Source organism: Dyella sp. C11 (assembly GCF_003121485.1).
In the GTDB taxonomy this organism is placed as follows: Bacteria; Pseudomonadota; Gammaproteobacteria; order Xanthomonadales; family Rhodanobacteraceae; genus Dyella.
Genome location: NZ_QAVX01000002.1, coordinates 1 through 21,553 on the forward strand (window position 1 = coordinate 1; position 21,553 = coordinate 21,553).

General features: G+C 63.7%; 21 protein-coding genes. 14 read left to right on the top strand and 7 right to left on the bottom strand.

Going from position 1 to position 21,553, the window contains the following annotated elements; all coding sequences use genetic code 11:
- Positions 1-538 precede the first annotated feature (538 nt).
- The gene (locus DK366_RS02385) at positions 539-2,014 is read right to left on the bottom strand and encodes a PLP-dependent aminotransferase family protein (protein WP_109123930.1); all 1,476 of its coding nucleotides are present in this window, start codon (positions 2,012-2,014) and stop codon (positions 539-541) included.
- 101 nt (positions 2,015-2,115) lie between these two features.
- Here DK366_RS02385 and DK366_RS02390 point away from each other — a divergent pair, with 101 nt between their 5' ends.
- The 3 genes from DK366_RS02390 (at position 2,116) to yiaA (ending at position 4,375) form a co-directional block, all read left to right on the top strand.
- Positions 2,116-3,114: a hypothetical protein gene (locus tag DK366_RS02390; protein ID WP_109123931.1), complete on the top strand. Its 999-nt coding sequence runs from the start codon at positions 2,116-2,118 to the stop codon at positions 3,112-3,114.
- 9 nt (positions 3,115-3,123) lie between these two features.
- Positions 3,124-3,885 carry a methyltransferase domain-containing protein gene (locus tag DK366_RS02395; protein ID WP_109123932.1) on the top strand — a complete coding sequence of 254 codons (762 nt, stop codon included), beginning with the start codon at positions 3,124-3,126 and terminating at the stop codon, positions 3,883-3,885.
- A gap of 73 nt (positions 3,886-3,958) precedes the next feature.
- Positions 3,959-4,375 (top strand): inner membrane protein YiaA, encoded by a 417-nt coding sequence (gene yiaA / locus DK366_RS02400; protein WP_109123933.1) that lies wholly within the window; start codon positions 3,959-3,961, stop codon positions 4,373-4,375.
- Positions 4,376-4,421: 46 nt separating this feature from the next.
- Here the strand turns inward: yiaA and DK366_RS02405 are convergent, their stop codons facing one another.
- Complete coding sequence (locus DK366_RS02405; RefSeq protein WP_198651410.1) at positions 4,422-5,327, bottom strand: LysR family transcriptional regulator; 906 nt, start codon at positions 5,325-5,327, stop codon at positions 4,422-4,424.
- 133 nt (positions 5,328-5,460) lie between these two features.
- Between DK366_RS02405 and DK366_RS02410 the strand changes: the two genes are divergently transcribed.
- The 3 genes from DK366_RS02410 (at position 5,461) to DK366_RS02420 (ending at position 8,953) form a co-directional block, all read left to right on the top strand.
- Positions 5,461-6,459: an aldo/keto reductase gene (locus tag DK366_RS02410; protein ID WP_109123935.1), complete on the top strand. Its 999-nt coding sequence runs from the start codon at positions 5,461-5,463 to the stop codon at positions 6,457-6,459.
- A gap of 96 nt (positions 6,460-6,555) precedes the next feature.
- On the top strand, positions 6,556-8,202 hold the full coding sequence (locus tag DK366_RS02415) for an acyl-CoA dehydrogenase family protein (RefSeq protein WP_109123936.1): 1,647 nt from the start codon (positions 6,556-6,558) through the stop codon (positions 8,200-8,202).
- 259 nt (positions 8,203-8,461) lie between these two features.
- Positions 8,462-8,953 (top strand): asparaginase domain-containing protein, encoded by a 492-nt coding sequence (locus DK366_RS02420; protein WP_109123937.1) that lies wholly within the window; start codon positions 8,462-8,464, stop codon positions 8,951-8,953.
- A 77-nt stretch (positions 8,954-9,030) separates the two neighbouring features.
- Here DK366_RS02420 and DK366_RS02425 read toward each other — a convergent pair whose 3' ends face one another.
- Together DK366_RS02425 and sufT are read right to left on the bottom strand one after the other, a co-directional pair.
- Positions 9,031-11,688, bottom strand: a complete 2,658-nt coding sequence (locus tag DK366_RS02425; RefSeq protein WP_232820879.1) for a protease pro-enzyme activation domain-containing protein — start codon at positions 11,686-11,688, stop codon at positions 9,031-9,033.
- Between the two features lie 870 nt (positions 11,689-12,558).
- Positions 12,559-13,116, bottom strand: a complete 558-nt coding sequence (gene sufT, locus DK366_RS02430; RefSeq protein WP_109123938.1) for a putative Fe-S cluster assembly protein SufT — start codon at positions 13,114-13,116, stop codon at positions 12,559-12,561.
- Positions 13,117-13,353: 237 nt separating this feature from the next.
- Between sufT and DK366_RS02435 the strand changes: the two genes are divergently transcribed.
- Positions 13,354-13,791, top strand: a complete 438-nt coding sequence (locus DK366_RS02435) for a hypothetical protein (protein ID WP_109123939.1) — start codon at positions 13,354-13,356, stop codon at positions 13,789-13,791.
- 36 nt (positions 13,792-13,827) lie between these two features.
- Here DK366_RS02435 and DK366_RS02440 read toward each other — a convergent pair whose 3' ends face one another.
- Both DK366_RS02440 and DK366_RS02445 read right to left on the bottom strand, forming a co-directional pair.
- Entirely contained in the window at positions 13,828-15,258 is a 1,431-nt protein-coding gene (locus DK366_RS02440) for an NAD(P)(+) transhydrogenase (Re/Si-specific) subunit beta (protein WP_109123940.1), read from the bottom strand.
- Positions 15,258-15,563, bottom strand: a complete 306-nt coding sequence (locus tag DK366_RS02445) for an NAD(P) transhydrogenase subunit alpha (protein ID WP_109123941.1) — start codon at positions 15,561-15,563, stop codon at positions 15,258-15,260. Before DK366_RS02445 ends, DK366_RS02440 begins: the two co-directional genes overlap by 1 nt.
- A 138-nt stretch (positions 15,564-15,701) precedes the next feature.
- On the opposite strand from DK366_RS02445, the gene DK366_RS02450 reads away from it, so the two are divergent.
- Genes DK366_RS02450 through DK366_RS21670 form a run of 3 tightly spaced genes read left to right on the top strand, consistent with a single transcriptional unit; the run spans position 15,702 to position 17,262 of the window.
- Entirely contained in the window at positions 15,702-16,286 is a 585-nt protein-coding gene (locus DK366_RS02450) for an RNA polymerase sigma factor (protein WP_109124253.1), read from the top strand.
- Positions 16,283-16,663, top strand: a complete 381-nt coding sequence (locus DK366_RS02455; protein WP_109123942.1) for a DUF3619 family protein — start codon at positions 16,283-16,285, stop codon at positions 16,661-16,663. Before DK366_RS02450 ends, DK366_RS02455 begins: the two co-directional genes overlap by 4 nt.
- Before the next feature lie 2 nt (positions 16,664-16,665).
- On the top strand, positions 16,666-17,262 hold the full coding sequence (locus DK366_RS21670; RefSeq protein ID WP_109123943.1) for a DUF3106 domain-containing protein: 597 nt from the start codon (positions 16,666-16,668) through the stop codon (positions 17,260-17,262).
- A 64-nt stretch (positions 17,263-17,326) separates the two neighbouring features.
- Here the strand turns inward: DK366_RS21670 and DK366_RS02465 are convergent, their stop codons facing one another.
- A complete protein-coding gene (locus DK366_RS02465) occupies positions 17,327-18,427 on the bottom strand; it encodes an NAD(P) transhydrogenase subunit alpha (RefSeq protein ID WP_109123944.1) in 1,101 nt (366 codons plus the stop codon).
- A 163-nt stretch (positions 18,428-18,590) separates the two neighbouring features.
- On the opposite strand from DK366_RS02465, the gene DK366_RS02470 reads away from it, so the two are divergent.
- From DK366_RS02470 to DK366_RS02485, 4 genes are all read left to right on the top strand, one after another.
- Positions 18,591-18,998, top strand: coding sequence for a cytidine deaminase (locus DK366_RS02470; RefSeq protein ID WP_109123945.1), 408 nt, complete (start codon positions 18,591-18,593; stop codon positions 18,996-18,998).
- A 112-nt stretch (positions 18,999-19,110) separates the two neighbouring features.
- Positions 19,111-19,680, top strand: coding sequence for a nitroreductase (locus DK366_RS02475; RefSeq protein ID WP_109123946.1), 570 nt, complete (start codon positions 19,111-19,113; stop codon positions 19,678-19,680).
- Positions 19,668-20,567, top strand: coding sequence for a 5'-3' exonuclease H3TH domain-containing protein (locus DK366_RS02480; protein WP_109123947.1), 900 nt, complete (start codon positions 19,668-19,670; stop codon positions 20,565-20,567). The genes DK366_RS02475 and DK366_RS02480 overlap by 13 nt, the downstream gene beginning before the upstream one ends.
- Before the next feature lie 128 nt (positions 20,568-20,695).
- Positions 20,696-21,520 carry an AraC family transcriptional regulator gene (locus DK366_RS02485; protein WP_109124254.1) on the top strand — a complete coding sequence of 275 codons (825 nt, stop codon included), beginning with the start codon at positions 20,696-20,698 and terminating at the stop codon, positions 21,518-21,520.
- The last annotated feature ends 33 nt before the right edge of the window (positions 21,521-21,553 follow it).

Here is a 21,553-nt window from a genome sequence, read left to right on the forward strand (position 1 = left end):
GGGCGGACGAGCAGGCCCCGCAGGGGTGCCTGGCAGGACGCCAGGCACTTTTCGCCCGGGCAGGAGCCCGGTCGAAAAGCCCGGCCGCCCCTCACGGACTGGCTGGGCTGAAAGCCCAGACAGCGCCAAGTGGGGGTGCCTTTTCTTTTGGTTACTTTTCTTTGGGCAAGCAAAGAAAAGTGACCCGGACTGCGGCAGCAGTTCGGAAGCCCGCGGCAGGCGAGCCAGGTCGAGGAAAGGACCCAAAAGAGCGAAAAGGCAAAGTCACTGGATTCCCGCCTTCGCGGGAATGACGGTGAGGGGTAGGGACGTCACCGCAAGAATGGCGGTGGGGGTAGAAACATCATTGCGATGAAAGTGGTGAAGAATAGGGGCGTCATCGCAAAGGCGGCGGCGAGGGATAGAAACATTCCCGCGAGCACCCGACCTTTATCCCCTTATCGGGACTCACCCCAACCCTCTCCCCCCAAGGGGAGAGTGAGCAAAAGCGGCATGACGGCCGAAGAACGAAGCAAAGCGCCGAGCACCCCAAAAAAAACTAAAAACACCCTGCCACCTTCCTCACACCCTCATCAATCTGCACCAGACTCGCGCCACCATATCCAAGGATGAGCCCAACCCTCCCCGGCTCTCCGATGTAACAAGGCGTCAGCGGCCTCACCGAAACACCCACTTCTGCCGCCCTGCGCGACACCGCCACATCATCCACGCCATCGGGCAGCAAACCCGCCAGCTGCATGCCGGCTTCGGTGCCGATCACTTCCAATCGACCACCGAGATAACGCCCAATCGCCTCATGCACGGCGATGCGTTTCTCCATGTACAGCGTGCGCATGCTGCGAATATGCCGCGCGAAATGGCCTTCGCGAATGAACTCCGTCATCACCGACTGGTAGAGCATCGACGAGAACGTGTCGATGGCATCGCGACCTGCGTAAAAATCCGTGACCAGGTCCTTCGGCACCACGATGTAGCCGAGACGAAGTGCGGGAAACATCACCTTGCTGAAGGTGCCGAGATAGATCACGCGCGCCTGCGTGTCCGTACCTTGCAGCGACGACAAGGGGCGACTGCCGAAGCGGTATTCACTGTCGTAATCGTCCTCGATGATCCATGCGTCGTTGCGTGTCGCCCAGTGCAATAACTGCATGCGTCGCGACGCACTCATCGCCATGCCTAGCGGAAACTGGTGCGAAGGCGAGATGTACACCGCACGCGCATCCGCAGCAACGCGCGCGCCATGTGCAACGTCGATGCCTTCGGCATCCACCGGCACCGGCACCAATTCGGCGCCTGCGGTGCGCAAGGCCTGGTGCGCACCGGGATAGCCCGGGTCTTCCATCCACACGCGTTCACCAGCATCCAGCAGCACATGCGCACAGATCTGCAGCGCCTGTTGCGAACCAGTGGTGATCAACACCTGCGACGCATCACAACGCACGGCACGCGCAGCACCGAGGTATTCGGCAACAGCCTCGCGCAGCGGCAAATGCCCCATGGGGTCGCCGTAGCCCATCGATTCCAGCGACAGGTGTCGTGCATGACGGCTCACCAGTTTCGACCACAACGCCGAAGGGAACGCATCCAGCGCAGGCAGGCCCACGCGGAAAGCCCCCATGTTCGCCAGCCATGTCGCTTCAGGTGATCGCAACAAGGCAGCACGACGGGACGTACGCCGCGAACCACCGGGTGATGCGGCAGGCGTTGGGCGCACGCGTTTCGTTTGCTCGGTTGTCATATCCGATGGGATGGCACGCGCCACACATGTACCCGCGCCGGTGAAGGTTTCCAGGAAACCCTCCGCCTGCAGCTGCTCGTACGCACCCAGCACGGGAATGCGCGAAATGCCGAGTTCGGTGGCAAGGCTCCGCGTGGACGGCACGCGCTGTCCCGGCCGCAGCTGGCCGCTGCTGATGGAGCGGCGAAACCAGTCGGACAGCTGCTGGTACATGGGCGTGTCGCTGCCCGCGTCCATGGCGACGGGCGGCAGGAATCCGGCGGGAATGCGCTGCATGGCAACGGCTCCAGAGTGGCTATATAAACTCGCGCCAAAGTGGTTATTCCAGCCGACCACTTTCGGGCATAGCTTGCGCTCGTCCGAACGAGCCAGCAACCATGAAGCGATTCCTGCCCACATCGCTGATGCACCCAAGGATTTTCGTGCTCGGCATGGCGTTCCTGCTCTGCTTGCCCGGCACGTGCCAGCGTGCTCATGCCCAGGACGAGGCATCGTCCACGGAAATACCGCAGACCCGCGACAACGCCTGGTGGACGGGCCCCATGATGGCCAACTCCGCCGAGACCCTGCCACCCGGCCACATGTTGCTGGAGCCCTATCTCTACGACGTCGCCAGCCGCGGTTCCGACAGTTTCGGTTCGCGCACCTACATCAACTACGGCGTCGCCGACCGCTTCACCATGGGCGTGATTCCCGTGTTCGGCTACAACCGCGTGAGCAACGCGCCGAACAGCAGTGGCGTGCAGGTGGGCGACATCACGCTCACCGCGCAATACCGCCTGCGTCAGTTTCATGAGGGCAGCTGGCTACCGACCGTCGCCATCCAGGTGCAGGAAACGTTTCCTTCGGGCAAGTACGACCGACTCGGCAATCGCCCCGCCGATGGACTCGGCAGCGGCGCGTACACCACCACCATCGGCATCAATACGCAGACCTATCTATGGATGCCGAACGGCCGCATCTTGCGCGTACGATTCAACGTGTCCGCATCGTTCTCCTCCAGCACGGATGTGAACGGCGCAAGCGTCTACGGCACCGACGCAAACTTTCGCGGTCGCGCACGCCCCGGCGATAACGTGTTCGGCAACGCATCGGCCGAATACAGCCTTACGCGAAACTGGGTACTGGCGCTGGATGTGATCTACAACCACAACAGCTCCACGCGCGTGAGTGGCCAGGAATATGCAAACGCCGATCCCTTTCCACCCGATCCTGCGCTCGGCGCCAAGTCGAACCGTTACATCGGCTTCGCACCCGCTGTGGAATACAACTGGTCGCCCAACCTTGGCCTGCTGGTGGGGATGCGCGTGATTCCTTCGGGCAATCGCACGACGTCGTCCATCACGCCGGCCATCGCTCTCAACTATGTGCACTGAGGAAGAGACATGAAACGTGTTGTCCTGTTCGTGCTGTCCACGTTGTTGCTCGCCACCGCCGCGATGTCCACGCCGCCTACGCATCCATTGCCAAGTTTCGTGGGCCTGGCCATTGCGGACAAAAACAGGCCTGCCGAGGATCGCGCGCTGGACGACGAACGCCATCCCGCTGCGGTGCTCGGCTTCACCGGCATCAAGCCCGGCGACATCGTGGTGGATCTGATGCCCGGCAAGGGCTACTACACGCGCCTGTTCAGCCGCATGGTCGGCCCGAAAGGCAAGGTGTATGCGCTGCAACCCTCGGAGATGGACAAGGCTGCGCCGAAGGGGCTGGAAAGCGTGCGCGGCTTTGCTGGCTCAGGCGAATACGCCAACGTCAGCGTGCTGGTGCAGCCGGTCAACGAACTGAAGCTGCCCGAACCTGTCGACGTGATCTGGACATCGCAGAACTGGCACGACTTGCACGACCCCTTCATGGGGCCGGCGGACATCGCGAAAGTGAGCAAGGCGCTTTTCGATGCGCTGAAGCCCGGCGGCACGCTGATCGTGCTGGATCACGCCGCCGCCGATGGCACGGGCGTATCGAAGACGAACGATCTGCACCGCATCGACCCGGCTGCCGTCAAGAGCGAACTGGCTGCCGCGGGTTTCCAGTTCGACAGCGAGAGCGACGCGCTGCGCAATCCCGATGACGACCACACCAAGGGCATTCGCGATCCGTCGATCAAGGGACACACGGACCGCTTCATCTTGAAGTTCCACAAACCTTAGGATGCATCTGATATACGCAGTAACGCTTTACTCCTAAGGTCAAGGTGGCCACCTTAATCCTAGGAAAAAGTCCATGGACACCTCCGCCAAGAAACCCTCTGGCCCTTTCATTGCCTCCTCATGGGCAGCGCTGTTACTCGGCGTTATTGCGTACCTGCTCGGCCTGTGGAATGCAGGCATGCCGCTCAACGAAAAGGGCTACTACTTCACCGTGCTTATGTTCGGGCTATTTGCAGCCGTTTCCATTCAAAAAAGTGTGCGTGACCGCGCCGAAGGAATACCCGTTACGGGACTCTATTTCGGACTAGCCTGGTTTTCCATCATTCTGACCATCGTGCTACTTGCGGTTGGCTTATGGAATGCAACTCTGCAGCTGAGTGAGAAAGGCTTCTATGCAATGGCTTTTGCGCTAAGTCTGTTTGCTGCCATAGCAGTCCAGAAGAACACGCGTGACCTCGCATCGATTCCGATGCAAGAAGTGAACGACTAAGCCTCTTATTGGTGGGTTAACCCTGCCCTCGCCTCACAGCTACGCTTCACTTTGTCCGGCGCACTTCACCGTCCCCTCGCTGCGCACCTTCGTTCTTGATGAAATCGACGAAGGCGCGCAGCGGCGCCGGCATGTGCGTGCGGCTTGGGTAATACAGCAGCGGGCCGCTGAAGCGCTGGCACCACTCATCCAGCACGGGCACCAGCGCACCGCTCGCCAGCGACGGCTGCAGGAATTCCTCGAAGGTGTGGATGATGCCGAGCCCACTCACCGCCGCTTGCACCTGCATCTCGGTGGTGGATGAAAGCAACGGTCCTTCCGGGCGGATGCGCACCACTTTTCCGCGACGTTCGAACTCCCATACCGCAATGACGCCACTGGGAAAGCGATGGCGGATGCAGGCATGGCTCACCAGATCCTGCGGCTTCGAAGGACGACCGCGTTCCGCCAGATACGCCGGCGACGCCGCCGCCACGAAACGCTGCATGCGCGGGCCGATGGGCATGGCGATCATGTCGCGCTCCACACGCTCCTCGTAGCGAATGCCGGCATCGCAGCCGGCGGCCAGCATGTCGACAAAGGCATCGTCCGTCACCACGTCCAGCATGATGCCTGGATGAGCGCGCAGGAATCGCGCCGCGATCTGCGGCAAGACGTAGCGCGCCACGATGGAGGGCACGTTGAGGCGCAAGGTGCCGGTGGGGCTGTCGCGGTACGCGTTGATGCTGTCGAGCGCACCGCCGATTTCACCGACCAGCGGCGTCAGGCGCTCGATCAACCGCTGGCCGGCTTCGGTCGGCGTCACGCTGCGCGTGGTGCGATTGAGCAGGCGCACGCCCAGGCGCGATTCCAGGCGCCGCAATGCGGCACTCAACGCCGATGCGGAAACATTCCCCTGCAGCGCCGCACCACGAAATCCGCGGGCGCGCGCCACGGCCAGAAAAGCTTCGATATCGGAAAGGCCAAGTTCTTCCATTGTGCGGATTCCGGCACGGGTCGTGTGGATAGGCCCGGATTATCGTACACCCGCTTCCACCCCATACTTCGCTGCGAATCGATCCTCCCTACCCTTCGGAGATGCGCACATGCAACACCGTCAACTTGGTTCCACGGGTCCCAGCGTTTCCGCCCTCGGCCTCGGCTGCATGGGCATGTCGGGCATGTATGGCCCGTCCGATCGTGCCGAGAGCATCGCCACCATCCACGCGGCACTCGATGCCGGCATCAACCTGCTCGATACCGGCGACTTCTATGGCATGGGCCACAACGAGATGCTCATCGGCGAAGCGTTGAAGAACGTGCCGCGCGAAAACACCATCATCAGCGTGAAGTTCGGTGCGCTGCGCGATCCCGCCAATGGCTGGGGTGGCAACGACACGCGCCCGGTCGCGTTGAAGAATTTCCTCGCTTACACCTTGCAGCGTCTGGGTGTGGATTACATCGATGTCTATCGTCCCGCACGCCTGGACCCCAACGTGCCGATCGAAGACACCATCGGCGCCATCGCGGACATGGTGAAGGCCGGTTACGTGCGTCACATCGGCCTCTCGGAAGTGGGCTCGGAAACGATTCGCCGCGCCGCCGCCGTGCACCCCATCGCCGACCTTCAGATCGAGTATTCGCTGATCTCGCGCGGCATCGAAGACGGCATTCTCGACACCTGTCGCCAGCTGGGCATCGGCATCACCGCCTACGGCGTGCTATCCCGCGGCCTGATCAGCGGGCACTGGGATAAGAACAACGCGGGCAAAGGTGATTTCCGCGCGATGAGTCCGCGATTCCAGGCGGGGAATGTCGACCAGAATCTCGCACTGGTCGATGCGCTGCGCACGATTGCCCAGGCGAAGAACGTGTCGGTGGCGCAGCTTGCCATCGCGTGGGTGGCTGCACAGGGCAAGGACATCGTGCCTCTGGTTGGTGCACGTCGTCGTGACCGGCTGCAGGAAGCGCTGGGCGCTCTCGACGTGTCGCTGAGCGCGGAGGATCTCGCCACCATCGAGGCGGCCGTGCCCAGGGGCGCGGCAGCCGGTGATCGTTACGCAGCGGCACAGATGGCGCACCTGGACAGCGAGCGAGCGCACTGAAGCCTTTCACGGTCACGCCGGCCCGCGTCGGCGTGACCGTCCCTCTGCGTCACCGGCGCCCTATACTCGACGGTACCGGTCCGCCGAGAGTCGCTCATGGGATTCCTGCAAGATCCGCCGCAACTCGCCCACCCGTATCGCGAAGACCCGCTCCTGCGCGCCACCCTGCGCCGCGCACTTCCACCAGCGCGTCTTGCCGCCATCGAGCCGGACCTGCAGGCACTCGGCGATTACGCGGTGATGGAATGGAAGCGCGCCAATCACAGCACCCGCCGCAAGCCCGTGCTCACGCAATGGGATGCCTGGGGCAATCGCGTCGACCGCATCGAACTCACCGAGGCGTGGCAGGAAGGTCCGCATATCACCACGCAGCATGCGGTGCTGGCTGCCGGTCACGAAGCGCATGAACACGCGCGACTGGAAGAGTTTGCACGCGTGTATCTCTATCACGTCGCCAGCGAATTCTATTCGTGTCCGCTGGCGATGACCGACGGTGCCGCCACGGCGCTGAAAGCATCCGGCAACAAGGCGTTGATGGAACGCGCGCTGCCGCATCTGCTCAGTCGCGATGCTTCCACGTTCTGGCTCAGCGGACAGTGGATGACGGAGAACGCCGGCGGTTCGGATGTCGGCAACACGGAAACCGTGGCGCGACAGGATGCCTCCGGTCAGTGGCGCCTGTACGGGCGCAAGTGGTTCAGTTCCGCCGTGGTCGGTGAAATGGCGCTCGGGCTGGCGCGCCCGGAAGGCGCTGGCAGCGGTCCCGGTGCGTTGGCGCTGTTCTACGTCGAAACCATGGATGGTGAGCGTCGCAAACCCGAACTGATCATCGATCGCCTGAAAGACAAGCTCGGCACGCACGAGCTTCCCACGGCGGAAATTCACCTGGATGGCCTGCCCGCATGGCCGTTGGGTGAACTCGCCAACGGCGTCCGCCAGGTGGCGCCGATGCTTAATATCACGCGCACATGGAATGCGATGGGCGCCACCGCCAGCATGGCGCGCGCGCTTTCGCTGGCCCGCGATTACGCCACGCGACGCAGCGCTTTCGGCAAGCGATTGATCGACCAACCGCTGCACGCGCAGACGCTGGCCGACATGCAGGCGGAATTCGAAGGCGCGTTTGCGCTGAGTTTTGAAGTGGCGCATTTGCTTGGGCGCGTCGAACACGGTTCGGCGCAACCGCATGAGGCCGCCCTGCTCCGCCTGCTGACACCGCTGGCGAAACTGTGGACGGGCAAGATGGCCGTGAAGCTGTGCGCCGAAACGCTGGAATGCTTCGGCGGTGCGGGCTACATCGAAGACACGGGCCTGCCCCAGCTGCTGCGCGATGCGCAGGTATATGCCATCTGGGAAGGCACCACAAATGTGCTTTCGCTCGACACCCTGCGTGCATTGGCCGGCGACAATTTCAACGCCCTGTGCATCGCCATCGAGGGTTGGCTGGCCGACAGCATCGATGCGCAGGCACGCCAGGCCATCCACAAGGCACTGCACGATGCGGCGGCCTATCTGCAGACGCATGCCAACCAGCGCGACACTCTCGAAGCCGGTGCCCGGGGCCTGGCTCTCACCCTTGCCCGCACCACCGCCGCCGCCCTGCTGGCGAGGCACAACGCCTGGGGTGCGCAGCACGGCCACGCGCGTGCCGGGGCGGCATTGCGCCGGTTCGTGGCGCATGGGCTTTCGCGGTTTTCCACTTCGGATGCCACCGATACGGCGCTGTTGCTCGGGCCGCATTGAGGCAGCACCCGCCAGCCAGGCGCCAGGCCCGAAGATTCCTCACCGTCATTCCCGCGAAAGCGGGAATCCAGTGCCTTTACACGTCGCGGAAACCTCTAGGGAGAGCAACGACACTGGATTCCCGCTTTCGCGGGAATGACGGGCAAAAAGCCAAAGCAGCGAGCAAAAGCGCGAAGCATGGAAGGCTGGACAACCCGAGGGTGCTCCAACCCGCCCCACCCGCTAAAATGTCCGCCTCCCCATCCTGGCGACCCCGACCATGCAGCACCTGACCATCGTCACCACCGGCGGCACCATCGACAAGATCTACTTCGACGACAAGTCGGACTACAAGATCGGCTCGCCGCAGATCGGCGACATCCTCAGCCAGCTCGGCGTCGCCTTCCAGTTCGACGTGATCCCCATCCTGCGCAAGGACAGCCTGCACATGAACGATGAGGACCGCGCGCTGGTGCGTTCCACCATCGAGGCGCAGCCGCATCGCCACGTGCTGGTGACGCACGGCACCGACACCATGGTGGAAACCGCGCGTGAACTGGCCAACATCAAGGGCAAGGTGATCGTGCTTACCGGCGCGCTCAATCCCGCGCGCTTCCAGGGTTCGGATGCCGTGTTCAACATCGGTTGCGCCGTGGCCGCCGTGCAGACGCTGCCCGATGGCGTGTACATCACCATGAATGGCCGCGTGTGGGACCCGTCGAAGGTGCGCAAGAACCGCGACGCCAACCGCTTCGAAGAAAGCAACGGCTGATCTTTCGCCCGGACGAATGACAAAAGGCCCGGTCACCCTGACCGGGCCTTTTGCGTTTTACGCCACGCGGATGGCGCTTACTGCACGTTGAGGTTCACGTCGTCGAGCACGAACGAGGTCTGCGCGGACGAATCTTCCGTGCCGGTGAACTTGATCGTCACCGTCTGGCCGATGTACGCACTCACGTCGTAGGTGGCCAGCGAGTAGCCCGATGCAGCGTTGAGGTTGGAGTACGTCGCCAGCGTCTTCAACACGGTGCCCGAGCTGTTGAGCACCTGCACGGTGAGCTTGTCGTAGGCGGTGGATTTGGTGGTTTCCGCCGTGTCGATGTGCAGGTAGAACGTGAGCTTGGCCGAGGTCTTGCCGCTGGGAATGGCCACCTTCTGCGACACTGTGTCGGTGTGCGTGGAACCGTAGCCATCCAGCCACGCGAACCAGGTGCCGCTGTGTGCCGTCTCACCGCTGCACGTGCTGTTGCTGCACAGCGCGCCCGAGCTGATCGACCATGGGCTGGCCGTGCCGGTCTCGAAGCCCGGATTCACGATCAGCTGCGTGGGCGTGCTGCCGCCCGACACCGTCACCGACGACGTCTTGCTCGACGTCTTGCCGCTGGCACCGTCGGTCACCGTCTCCGTCACGCTGTACGTGCCGGCCGCCGCATAGGTGTGGCTCGGGCTGGCCGTGGTCGCGGTGCCACCGTCGCCGAAGGTCCACGAATACGAGGTAATGCTGCCGCCCGAGTCGGTGGAGCTGTCGGTGAAGTTGGCCGTCAGGCCATTGGTGACGAAACTGAAGTTCGCCGTCGGCGTGCCGCCCGTGGTGCCGCCACCACCGCCGCCCCAGTACTGCGTCACGTAGCTGTTGAACTTGGCGATGTCGAGCGAGCCCCAGCCGGTGGTGTTGTCGTAGCCGGCCTTCGCCGTGTAGCCGTAACCGTTGTAGCCGTTGTTGCCCGAGGTGACGTCATGCAGCGGTGAGGCATCGGTCGGGAAATGCGCGTACATGTTCTGCGTCGGCAAACCCAGCGTGTTGTTGTTTGCCGAGAGGATGCGCGCCCAGATGCCGACAAAGATCGGTGAAGCCAGGCTCGTGCCGCCGATCTGATAGCTCTGGCCCTGGATGATGATGTTGGCGCCGGTCGATTCGGCCGCATCGAACGCAAGGTCAGGCACCTGACGCATCGTTGCGGAGGAACCCAGCGCGGTGGTCTGCCAGCTCGGTGCTGCTTCGAACAAGCTCACGCCGCCACCGGTGGCCCACAGGCGCTTGTTGTTGTCGCCGCTGTTCGGATCGACGGCCTGCAAGCCTTCGTTCCACACCGTCTCGCCACTCCACGTGGTGCCACTGGTGCTGAGCGTAGTGCCACCCACCGCCACCACATTCGGCGAACTCGCCGGCTCGCTCACGGAGTAGTGGCTGAGCGTGATCTTCACCGTGCCCGACGAATTGGCGACGTAGCCCGGTGCACCTTCCGTCGGATCGCTCGACCACTGGTACACGCCCGCATCACCCGATGCGATGGAGAACGTCTGACCTTGCGCCACGGCCTGCGCGAAGATCTTGTCGTCCGCCGCCTGCGTACCGGAGCTGTTCGCTGCCGACTCGTCTTCGCCCAGCGAGACGTTAATCACCTTGGCGATGTTGTCGGTCACTGCGCGGTTGTACGAAGCAGTGATGGCGGCATCAGTCAGGCAGCTGTCGTTCGCGTCGCAGTTCGGCGCGGTGTAGAAGATCAGCGTGTTCACGCCGCCCGACATACCGGTGATGGTCTGGCTGTCCAGGTTCCATTCGCCGTCGCCGTTGGGATCGTCCGCGTACGCGCTGGTGCCGGTCTTCACCACCTGCGTGTTCACCGTGCTCATGCCGGCGCCGGTGGTGAAGGTCTTGAGGTCGGTGATGGTCTGGGTCATGTCACCCCAGGTGATGATGCCGACCTTGGTGCTCGACGCCGTCGGCGTGCTGCCCACGTCGTAGATTGCCGGGAAATCCTTGGGACTGTGCGAGGTCTGCGCAGCCGCCGCCTGGATGCCCACGCTGTTCGCATTCGCGTGCGACGGACCCGCGATGTGATGCATGGTGTGCGGCACGTTGAGGTTCTGCAGGCCCAGCACCGAATCCACGATGCCACCGAGCGCCGCCGGCACCTGCACCGCCGAATCGTTGGCGATGCGCTGCTTGCCGCCGAATGCGAAGGTGCGCATGTTGGTGCGGAAAGCGGTGCTCACCGTGTTCGCGTTGCCGTCCGCCTCGACCAGCATGTTGTTGGGCGATACATGCACGTTGCTGAAACCGGACTGGCTCAGGTGCGCCATGACTTGCGCCACCTGGGCATCCGTCGGTGCGTAACGCGCCTTGAATTGCGCCGGCGTCAGAAACTGATGGAACTGCGCACTGGCCGGGTCGTTCACCGCGTGCAGGAACGCTTCCAGCTCATTCACGTTGCGCAGGTTGAGGCTCAGCGCCACGTGCACCGGCTTGCTGGCTTCCAGCGGCGACACCGTGGCGGCATCCACCGTCGGCGAGCCATGCATGGCCAGTGTCCACGTGCCGTTGCCTGTGGCTGCGGTGGTTGCCGCCGTGCCGGGTGCCGACGAGCGGCTCATCGCCGCCTGGGTGCGAACACCCACCCAACCGCTATCGGCCGCATGCAGCGACCCTGCCATGGCGAAGGACATCGCCATCGGCAGCAACGCTTTCCGGAACGCCTTTCCCCGCAAATCGATACGAACAGTCATTCTTGTCTCCTTGACGTTTTTTGAGGACGAACCGACCCGATGCGGTGCCTGCGGCACCACATGAACTCACCGCCGCATTCGGCGGCTTCAGGCCTCGTGACTGTGTTGCGATCCGATAGGCGCCCGGACTTGCTTTCCCCCTGCCATTCCATGGAACGGCATGCCCACGCGCAGACTCGCTAGACGACGCACACCTGGCGAATGCCGGTGCCCGCGCCGCCAAAGGACCATCCGTCAACCCTCCCGCTCACGGATTAATTGACGCTAATCAAGAAAATTCGAAGCGTCAATGAAAACGACTCGGCGTATAAAACGCCTCCTCGAGGATAAGTTAATGCGAAATCGAGCCTGAAAACGCCTTTTCTTGCGATGCCTTTCGCGAACCATACAACCCAGAGGACTATGCATTTATCGTCCACTATTCAATATGTTGAACGAAGTGGTGACGTCCGTCTCAATATCGAAAATCAGCAGACAGATCGTTATATGGCGCGAGTTATATCGATCTTGGTTTTAGCGCGTCGCGGCAACGCCGTTTCGCGATGCCCAGAGATAATGCGAAAGATATTGCGCAAAACATCTTGACGAATGTGTACGCCATCCGCACAAAAATGAATTGCCGCTAAATTTCGTCGTATTGTCCAGCGGTGGACAACAACCGCCATCCCGCCGAAAAAAAGCCGGCGAGGCTCAAGCGCATCTCGAAGAGGCTATGACGCGGGGAAGGAACACGAGTTGCCGAACTGCCAGGAAGGTGGGTGCCCGGCGCAAGCGAGCCCTATGCGTCGGCCACAAAAAAGGCCGCCCTTCGGCAGCCTTCGCTTCATTCCACGTGATGTTCGATCACCAAGGCGGCCGTCGGCTTCGCCTTCAAAGCATGCCGGTTTCGAGCTTCGCCGCATCCGACATCATCGAGTGGTTCCACGGCGGATCGAACACCAGGTCCACGTCGGCTTCGGCGACGGTCGGGATCAGCTCAAGCTTGGTACGCACGTCATCCACCAGGATGTCGCCCATCCCGCAGCCAGGCGCGGTCAGGGTCATCTTCACGTAGACCTTGCGCTGGTCCTCGATGAGATGCTCCATGCTCACGTCGTAGACCAGGCCCAGCTCCACCACGTTGATCGGGATTTCCGGATCGAACACGGTACGCAGCTGCTGCCACACCAGGGCTTCCACATCGGCATCAGTGGCGTCGCTGGCCAGCTCGATCGGCGGCGGCGGTTCCTTGCCCAGTGCATCGGCGTCGTTGCCGGCAATGCGGAACAGGTTGCCTTCCACGTAGACGGTGAAGCTGCCGCCCAGCGCCTGCGTGATGTAGCCGATCTGCCCGGCCGGCAGGCTCACCGTCTCGCCCTGGGGCACCATGACTGCCTGGCAGTCGCGCTCCAGGGTGAAAGGTTCGCTGCTAAGACTGAAACCGCTCATGCCGATCCTGCTTGAATCTCATCGATGGGCGCGGCGATGCGCCACGCAAGCTGTCTATTATGCCGGTTGACGACCGGCCATGCCCGTCCAGATCAGGTCGAAAGCGGCCAAACTCAAGGGCGTGCCTGCCCTGCCGGGGCTTAAGGTTCGGGACAGCGGACTCGCCCAGCGCGTTATGATGGTCATTTTACGCCCGGGAAGAACCGTGTCCGCAGTCCAGCCTGTCGCTTGCCTCTCATGACCATCCGGGCCGTGCTTTCCCTGCTTTTCGCGTTGGTGAGTGCCTTGGTGCTGGGCATGGCCGCCGGCGCGGTGTGGATGGTGCCCACGCTTTATTCGCAACATCCGTTGCCCTGGCTGGCATTGCCGCTGGGCTGGTTGCTGGGCAAGGCCGTCCGCCACTGGATTCGCCCGGCCGGTGGCAACGCCGCCGTGTTGGCCGCGCTGGCCATGTTCATCGCCGCGCTTTACGTGAACATGCTGGCGGCCGCGGCCCGCATCGCCGGCCTGATGGGCATGGGATTGGTTGATGCCATCAAGACGGCCGGCCTCGGCTTGCTGCTCGAACTTTCGCGGTTGGCCGGCTCCACCACGGACGACATCTGGTTCGTTGCCGGCATGGGCGTTGCCGCCTTCGTGGCCTTTCGCCACGCGGCGCCAGCCAGGCAGCACTGACAGCACGAACGGCCTCGATGAAGGCCGTTCGCCAACTCAGCCGTCCAGCGCCTTCAGCGCCGCGACCAGTTCGCTGGCCGCCGCCTGGCCATCGCCATAAAGCATGCGTGCGTTGTCCGCATAGAACAGCGCGTTTTCGATGCCGGCGAAACCCGTGCCCTTGCCGCGCTTGACCACGATGACCTGGCGCGCGTCGGCCACATCCAGGATGGGCATGCCGTAGATCGGCGACGACGGATCGGTCTTGGCCAGCGGATTCACCACGTCGTTGGCGCCGATGACCAGCGCCACATCGGTCTGCGGAAATTCCGGATTGATGTCGTCCATGTCGGCAATCAGGTCGTAGGGCACGCCTGCCTCCGCCAGCAAGACATTCATATGGCCGGGCATGCGGCCCGCGACGGGATGGATGGCGAATTTCACCTTCACGCCGCGCGCGATCAGCAGCTTGGCGAATTCCCACACCTTGTGCTGCGCCTGGGCCACGGCCATGCCGTAGCCAGGGACGATTACCACCCGCTCGGCGTAGGCCATCATCACTGCCGCGTCGCTCGCCTCGATCGGCTTCTGGCTACCGGCAATGGCCTGCCCCGTTCCACCAGCGGCGCCGAAATTGCCGAACAGCACGTTGCCGATCGAACGGTTCATGGCCTTGGCCATCAGCTGCGTCAGCAGCGTACCGGCGGCGCCCACCACCGTGCCGGCAATAATCATCGCCTCGTTCTGCAGCACGAAACCTTCAAACGCCACTGCCAGGCCGGTAAAGGCGTTGTAGAGCGAAATCACCACCGGCATGTCCGCGCCGCCGCTGGGCAGCGTCATCATCAGGCCGAACAGCAGCGCCAGCACGAAGAACGCCGAGATCACCGGAACGGTGAGCTGTCCGCTGACCATCATGCCGCCCAGCACCACGGCCGCGGCCAGCACCAGCATGTTCACCACGCGCTGGCCGGGGAAGACGAAACGCCGATCCAGCCAGCCCTGCAGCTTGGCGAAGGCGATCAGCGATCCGGAAAAACTCACCGAACCGATCAGCGCACCCAGCACGGCCAGCGCCAGCCGGGCGATGCCGGGCGAATTCGCGCCATTGGCGGTGAACTGGCCACCATCCAGCAAGGTCACGGATGCCCCCGCGTAGCTGAACAGCTCTGCCGCGCCAATGGCGGCAGCCGCACCACCACCCATGCCGTTGTAGAGCGCCACCATCTGCGGCATGGCCGTCATGGCCACCCGGCGCCCCGACCACCAGGCCGCCGCCACACCAATCAGTACGGCTGCCAGGATCAGCCCCCGGTTGTGCATGTCCGGCAGGGCAAAGGTGGCAAGCACCGCCACCAGCATGCCCACGCCCGCCCACACGATGCCGCCCCGGGCGGACCGGGGTGAACTCATGCGCTTGAGACCGAGAATGAAGAGGAGAGCAGCGAGGAAGTAACAGGCCTTGATCACGTCCGGAAGCAGGCCCATTACTTGGCCTCCTTGCCGGCGTCGGGCTTGCTGGCCTTGAACATCTCCAGCATGCGTTCGGTCACCACGTAGCCGCCGGCGGCATTGCCCGCACCCAGCAGCACGCCGATGAAACCAATGCCCACCTCGAACGGGGTCTGGGCGTGCCCTAGCGCTATCATGGCCCCCACCAGCACAATGCCGTGGATGAAGTTGGAGCCGGACATCAGCGGCGTATGGAGAATCACCGGTACCCGGGCGATGATCTCGTAACCCGTGAAAGCGGCCAGCATGAAGATATAAAGCGCCAGGAAACCGTCGATCATGACCCCTCCCCGCCAGAACATCGGTGAAGCCGCACTATACGGTTGCGGGTCAACGCGTGCGAGCGTCGGACGTTGATTACAAAGGACGTACCGATGGAGTCTCAGGATGGCCGAGCCGACGAACCGGATGAGGACGGCATGAACAGTGCTGTCTCCACGCTGGATAGCGAGCTGCTGGCCGAAGACGTTCGGGTAGCCCCGGCTTCCATGAATGCCTTCCTGGCCCAGGTCGAGCGCCGGGCTTTCCGCATGGCCGAGCTGAACCTGGGCCACCGCGAAGACGCCCTGGATGCCGTCCAGGACGCCATGTTGAGGCTGGTCAAGCATTACAGCGACAAACCTGCCCAGGAATGGACGCCCCTGTTCTGGGGCATCCTGCGCCGGCGCATCGTGGATCTGCAGCGTCGCCGCAAGGTGCGCTCGATCATGGTGGGCTGGCTGGGTGGTCGTGACGAAGACGGCGAGGATCTCCCCGCCTGGGAACCGGCCGATACATCGCCGGGACCGCTGGAACGGTTGAACGATGCACAGTCGTACGCGGATATGGCAGCGGCCGTGAAACTGCTGCCCCAGCGCCAGCGTGAAGCATTCATGCTGCGCGTGCTGGAAGGCCTGGACGTGGCGGAAACCGCGCAGGCCATGGGATGTTCGGAAGGGAGTGTGAAAACTCATCTGTCGCGCGCGCTGCAACGTCTGCGCGACCAACTGGAGGAATGGCGATGAACGCGCCTGTAAACCACCTCGAACGTCGTGCCCGCGAGCTTTACCGCGAGTCGGCGCGCCAACTCGACCCGGCCATCGCCGCGCGTCTGCGCGCGGCTCGAAACCAGGCCATCGCCAATGGCAAGGGATCGTCATTGGCCCATCGACTGCTGGAGCTGCTGCTCCCGGCAGGTGCGTTCGCGGCCATTGCCCTCGTCGCCCTTTTCCTTTCCTCGCCGGTGCAACGCACGCCCACGGCTGCTCCCACCACGGCCACGCAGGCCGCCGACGTTGAAGAACTGCCGCCGGACGCCGCCGCCGCCGATCCGACGCTGTACCAGAACATGGACTTCTACGGCTGGCTGGCCAAGAACGGCGACAGCGAGGCGAGCAGGTAACCATGCGTCGATGCCGTGTTTTCGTGTCGCTGCTTTTGGTCCTCGGACTCAGCGGCATCGCCCACAGCGCCCTGGCCCAGCAAAGTCTCCCGCCGGGTCCGCCGCCGGGAGATTTCCCGCACGGCCCGCCTCCGCCCGGGGCATTTCCGCCGCCTCCTGGCGCGTTCCCTCCGGGGCCGCCGCCAGGACCGCTGCCGGCCGCGCGTTCGTGGCAAAACCTGTCACCCGATGAGCGCAGCATGCTTGCGCCGCTGGCGGACAAGTGGAATTCGTTCACGCCCGAACATCAGTCGCGCATGCTTCAGCGAGTGCAGCAGTGGAAAAGCCTGCCGCCGGAACAGCGCGCGGAAATCCGCCAGCGCATCGACCAGTGGCAAAAAATGACACCGCAGCAGCGCGAGCAGGCCCGCGAAAACAGCAAGCGCTTCCAGGAACTGCCGCCTGAGGAACGCGCACAGCTGCACGCCGCGTTTCAGCGCTTCCAGCAGCTGTCACCGGATCAGCGCGACCAATTGATGCGCCAGTGGCATCAGGAAATGCGCGACGGACCCGGGATGGGACCGCCCATGGGACCGCCAGGTGGCAAGCCGCGACACTGAACAAGAAGCCCCGCTTATGCGGGGCTTTTTTCATTGCGCGTGCAGCACCAACCGATCAACGCCTTTAACCCTGGAAATGCGGCTCGCCTTCGCGTGTGATGCAGCTCTTGGCGACCAGCTCGTCGTTGAAATCCGGCGCAAGCGCGCCGTCGCGCACCAGCAGTTCGACAAAGTTGTAGACGTTGCGCGCGTACATTTCCGATGCGTGCAGTGGTGCGCCGGCAGGCAGGTTGAGCGGGCCAAGAATCACCACGCCGTTGTGTTCCACCCGTTGGCCGGGCTGAGTCAACTCGCAATTGCCACCGCCTTCGGCGGCAAGATCGACGATCAGCGCGCCGGGCTTCATGCCATCCACCATGGCACGCGTCAGGATCTTCGGCGACGGACGCCCTGGCACCGCCGCCGTACTTACGATCACGTCGACCACTTTGAGGTGATCAGCCAATGCCTGTTGCTGGGCGGCACGTTCTTCCGCCGTGAGTTCACGCGCATAACCGCCGCTGCCCGCCGCGCTTACGCCCAGCTCGATGAACTTCGCGCCCAGCGATTCCACCTGCTCGCGCGTCTCGGGACGTACGTCATAGCCCTCGGTTTGCGCGCCCAGGCGACGTGCGGTGGCAATAGCCTGCAAGCCCGCCACGCCGGCGCCGATGACAAGAACGCGGGAAGGACGAATGGTGCCCGCCGCCGTGGTGAGCATGGGAAAGAATTTCGGCGAGGCTTCGGCGGCAATCAGCATGGCGCGATAGCCCGCCACGGCAGCCTGCGAACTGAGCACGTCCATCGCCTGCGCACGCGTGGTGCGTGGAAGAAGCTCCAGCGAGAACGCCGTGAGCTTGCGCTTGCCCATGGCCGCGATGCGTGCCGCGGCACCGTACGGACGCAACTGCCCCACCACCACGGCACCTTCGCGCAGGCGCGCCCACACGCTGTCGTCGGGAGGAAGCACACAGGCAAACAGGTCCGCCTGCGCCAGTACGCTGTCCGCGTCGGCGAATTCGACGTCGGTGTACGTGCTGTCGGGAAACCCTGCTGCCGCACCGGCACCGCGCTCAAGCAATACGCGTACGTCCTTGCTGCGCAGTTTCCTGGCCACTTCCGGTGTGATCGCCACACGGCGTTCGCCGTCGGCGGTTTCGCGCAATGCAGCCACGGTCATCGGCATCGTGCATCCCCTGCGGAAAGGTCCGGGCATCGTACCTGAGCGCCCGCGACGCCGGCCACCAGCCACTTGCAGTCGGGTGTCCAAGAGAGTTAACTGGCCCGCCACCGGTACGAAAAGCGCCCTGGGCGACCGTATCGAGGGGGATCCCGCCATGGAGATCCCGATGACTGATGTCGTTGTTCCCGATGTGCTGCTGAACCTGGCGCGCCAGGCGCGTGAAAACGCGTACGCGCCCTACTCCCGTTTCCTGGTCGGTGCCGCGCTGGTCACCCGCGACGGCCGCCACTTCACCGGCTGCAATGTGGAAAACGCCTCCTATGGCCTGTGCAATTGCGCCGAACGCACGGCGTTGTTCGCCGCCGTGGCTGCCGGTTGCCGTCCCGGTGATTTCGCGGCGCTGGCGGTGATTGGCGATACCGCCGGTCCCATCAGCCCGTGCGGTGCCTGCCGCCAGGTGATGTCCGAACTGTGTGACGACGCCATGCCGGTATGGCTGGGCAATCTCGCCGGCGCCGTGCAGGAAACGACTGTACAGACGCTGCTCCCGGGTTCGTTTCGACTGGCGAGCTGAAGGCAGGCAGCGAGTGGGAAGCAAAGGCTGGCACGACGCCCCTCACTTCCCACTCATCTTTGCACGCGCTTCCTTGGGTTAGCATCGCGGTCTTTCCACCCCGGACTTCCCCATGTCCCACCCTCTTTCCCTGCTCGAACAGCGCCACTCCGTGCCGTCCCGCCAACTGGGCGCACCCGGTCCCGACGCGGCCACGCTGAAAGCGATGCTGGAAGCATCGATTCGCGTACCGGACCACGGCAAGCTCGAACCGTTTCGCCTGCTGTTGATCCAGGGCGACGACAAGCTCGCCTTCGGCCAGAAACTCGCGGAACTCTCGCTGCGGGTGAATCCGCACATGACCGATTCCAAGCGCGAGAAAGACCGAACCCGCTACGACTTCGCACCGCTTGTCGTGGTGGTGATTGCGCGCACCGACGACGAAAGCAAAGTGCCGGTGATCGAGCAGCAACTCACCGCCGGATGCGTCGCCTATAACCTGCTGCTCGCCGCGGAAGCGATGGGTTTTGGCGCGCAATGGCTTACCGGCTGGGCCGCCTATGATCGCGAGGCCGCTGCCATCATGGGCTTGAAGGACAACGAGCAGGTCATCGGCTTCGTGCACATCGGCACGTCGCAGATCGACGTACCCGATCGCGAGCGCCCGCGGCTCGCCGACGTGGTCAGCACATGGACTCCGTGAGCCGACCGGCCGCCCATCTCGTCGATGGCAGCCTCTATGTATTCCGCGCCTGGCATTCCATGCCGGACGAGTTTCACGATGTGGACGGCCATCCGGTCAACGCCGTGCATGGCTTCACGCGCTTTCTTTGCGAACTGCTTGAACGCGTGAAGCCCGAACACGTGGCCGTGGCGTTCGACGCTTCGCTGACCACCTCGTTTCGCAACGCGATCTACCCGGCGTACAAGGCCAACCGCGAGCTACCGCCGCCGGATCTGGAACGCCAGTTCGTGCTGTGTCGCGAAGTGACGCTGGCGCTGGGCATACCGGTACTGATCGACCACACCTTCGAGGCCGACGACCTGATCGGCAGCGCGCTGTGGAGCCTGCGCGGGCACGGCTTCCGCAGCGTCATCGTGTCGGCAGACAAGGACTTCGGCCAGTTGCTCGGCGAACACGACGAGCAGTGGGATTACGCGCGCAACCTGCGCTGGGGTCCGGCCGGCGTGCACGAGAAAATGGGCGTGCATCCGCATCAAGTGGCGGATTTTCTCGCCCTGTGCGGCGACGCCGTGGACAACATTCCCGGCGTGCCCGGTGTGGGCGCGAAAACCGCGGCGGCATTGTTGGCGCATTTCGGCAGTCTGGACGCATTGCTGGAACGTGTGGACGAAGTGCCGTTCCTGCGCATCCGTGGCGCAGCCAGTTGCGCAGTGAAGCTGCGCGAGCATGCGGAAGCGGCACGGCTTTATCGTCGTCTCACGCGCATTGCACTGGATGCACCAGTGCCACCGGAAGCGGACGCGCTGCGACGGCTGCGTGGCGAGCAGGACGCGATGGACGCGCTGTGCGAACGGTTGCGATTTGGGCCGCTGACGCGCACGCGGTTGAAGGCACTGCTAGGCTGATTTCACGACGTTTTTTTGTAGGAGCGCACTTGTGCGCGACCAGCTAGCGACACGATACGCCTGTCGCGCAACGGTCGCGCACAAGTGCGCTCCTACAGAGACCGGCTTTCCGCAGTAGCATGGGCCCCATGCAAGGCGTCCCCTCCACCTTCCCATCGCAACGCGATGCCGCCGAATTCCGCCTGGCGGCGCACAGGCCGGGCGTGGAGCTTTATCGCGCGCACATCGTGCGGCATGCGTTCGAGCCGCATACGCATGACGGCTTCGGCCTGGGTGCGATTGAATCGGGCGTGGAGCGCTTCCGCTATCGCGGCGCCGATCATCTCGCACCGGCTGATTCGGTGGTGATGATGAACCCCGATGAGTTGCATACCGGGCGCGCCGAAACCGAAGGTGGCTGGCACTACCGCATGGCTTACATCGAGCCGGATGTCGTCGCGGATGTCACCGGCGAACCAGGCTGGTGGTTCAGTGACGTGGTTCGGGAAGACCTGCCCAGCGCGCGTCGCATTACCGCGCTGCTCGATGCGTTGTGGCAGACACGTGAGCCGCTGGCGTTCGACAGCCTGCTGCACGAATTGCTGAGTCTTTATCGGCGCCATGCGAAGGTGCCGCGCAAGGCCTCCGACGGTGCGCCGTCGCGCTTCGCGCCGGTGGTGGATTACCTCCACGCGCATCTCTCGCAGCGCCTGACACTCGATGAACTGGCAGCCGTCGCCGGCCTGAGCCCGTTCCATTTCCTGCGTCAGTTCCAGGCGCAGCACCACGCCACGCCACAGCAGATGTTGATGGCGTTCCGGCTTGCGGAGGCGAAGCGCCAGCTCTCACGAGGTGAGGCGCCCGCGCAGGTGGCTGCTGCCGTGGGACTGGCGGATCAGGCGCATTTGACGCGCGCCTTCGCGCGTCGCTATGGCGTGACGCCTGCGCGATATCAGCGCGCGTTGCGTCTCTAGCGACGCATCCCTCCACCTGTGGGAGCGCACCCT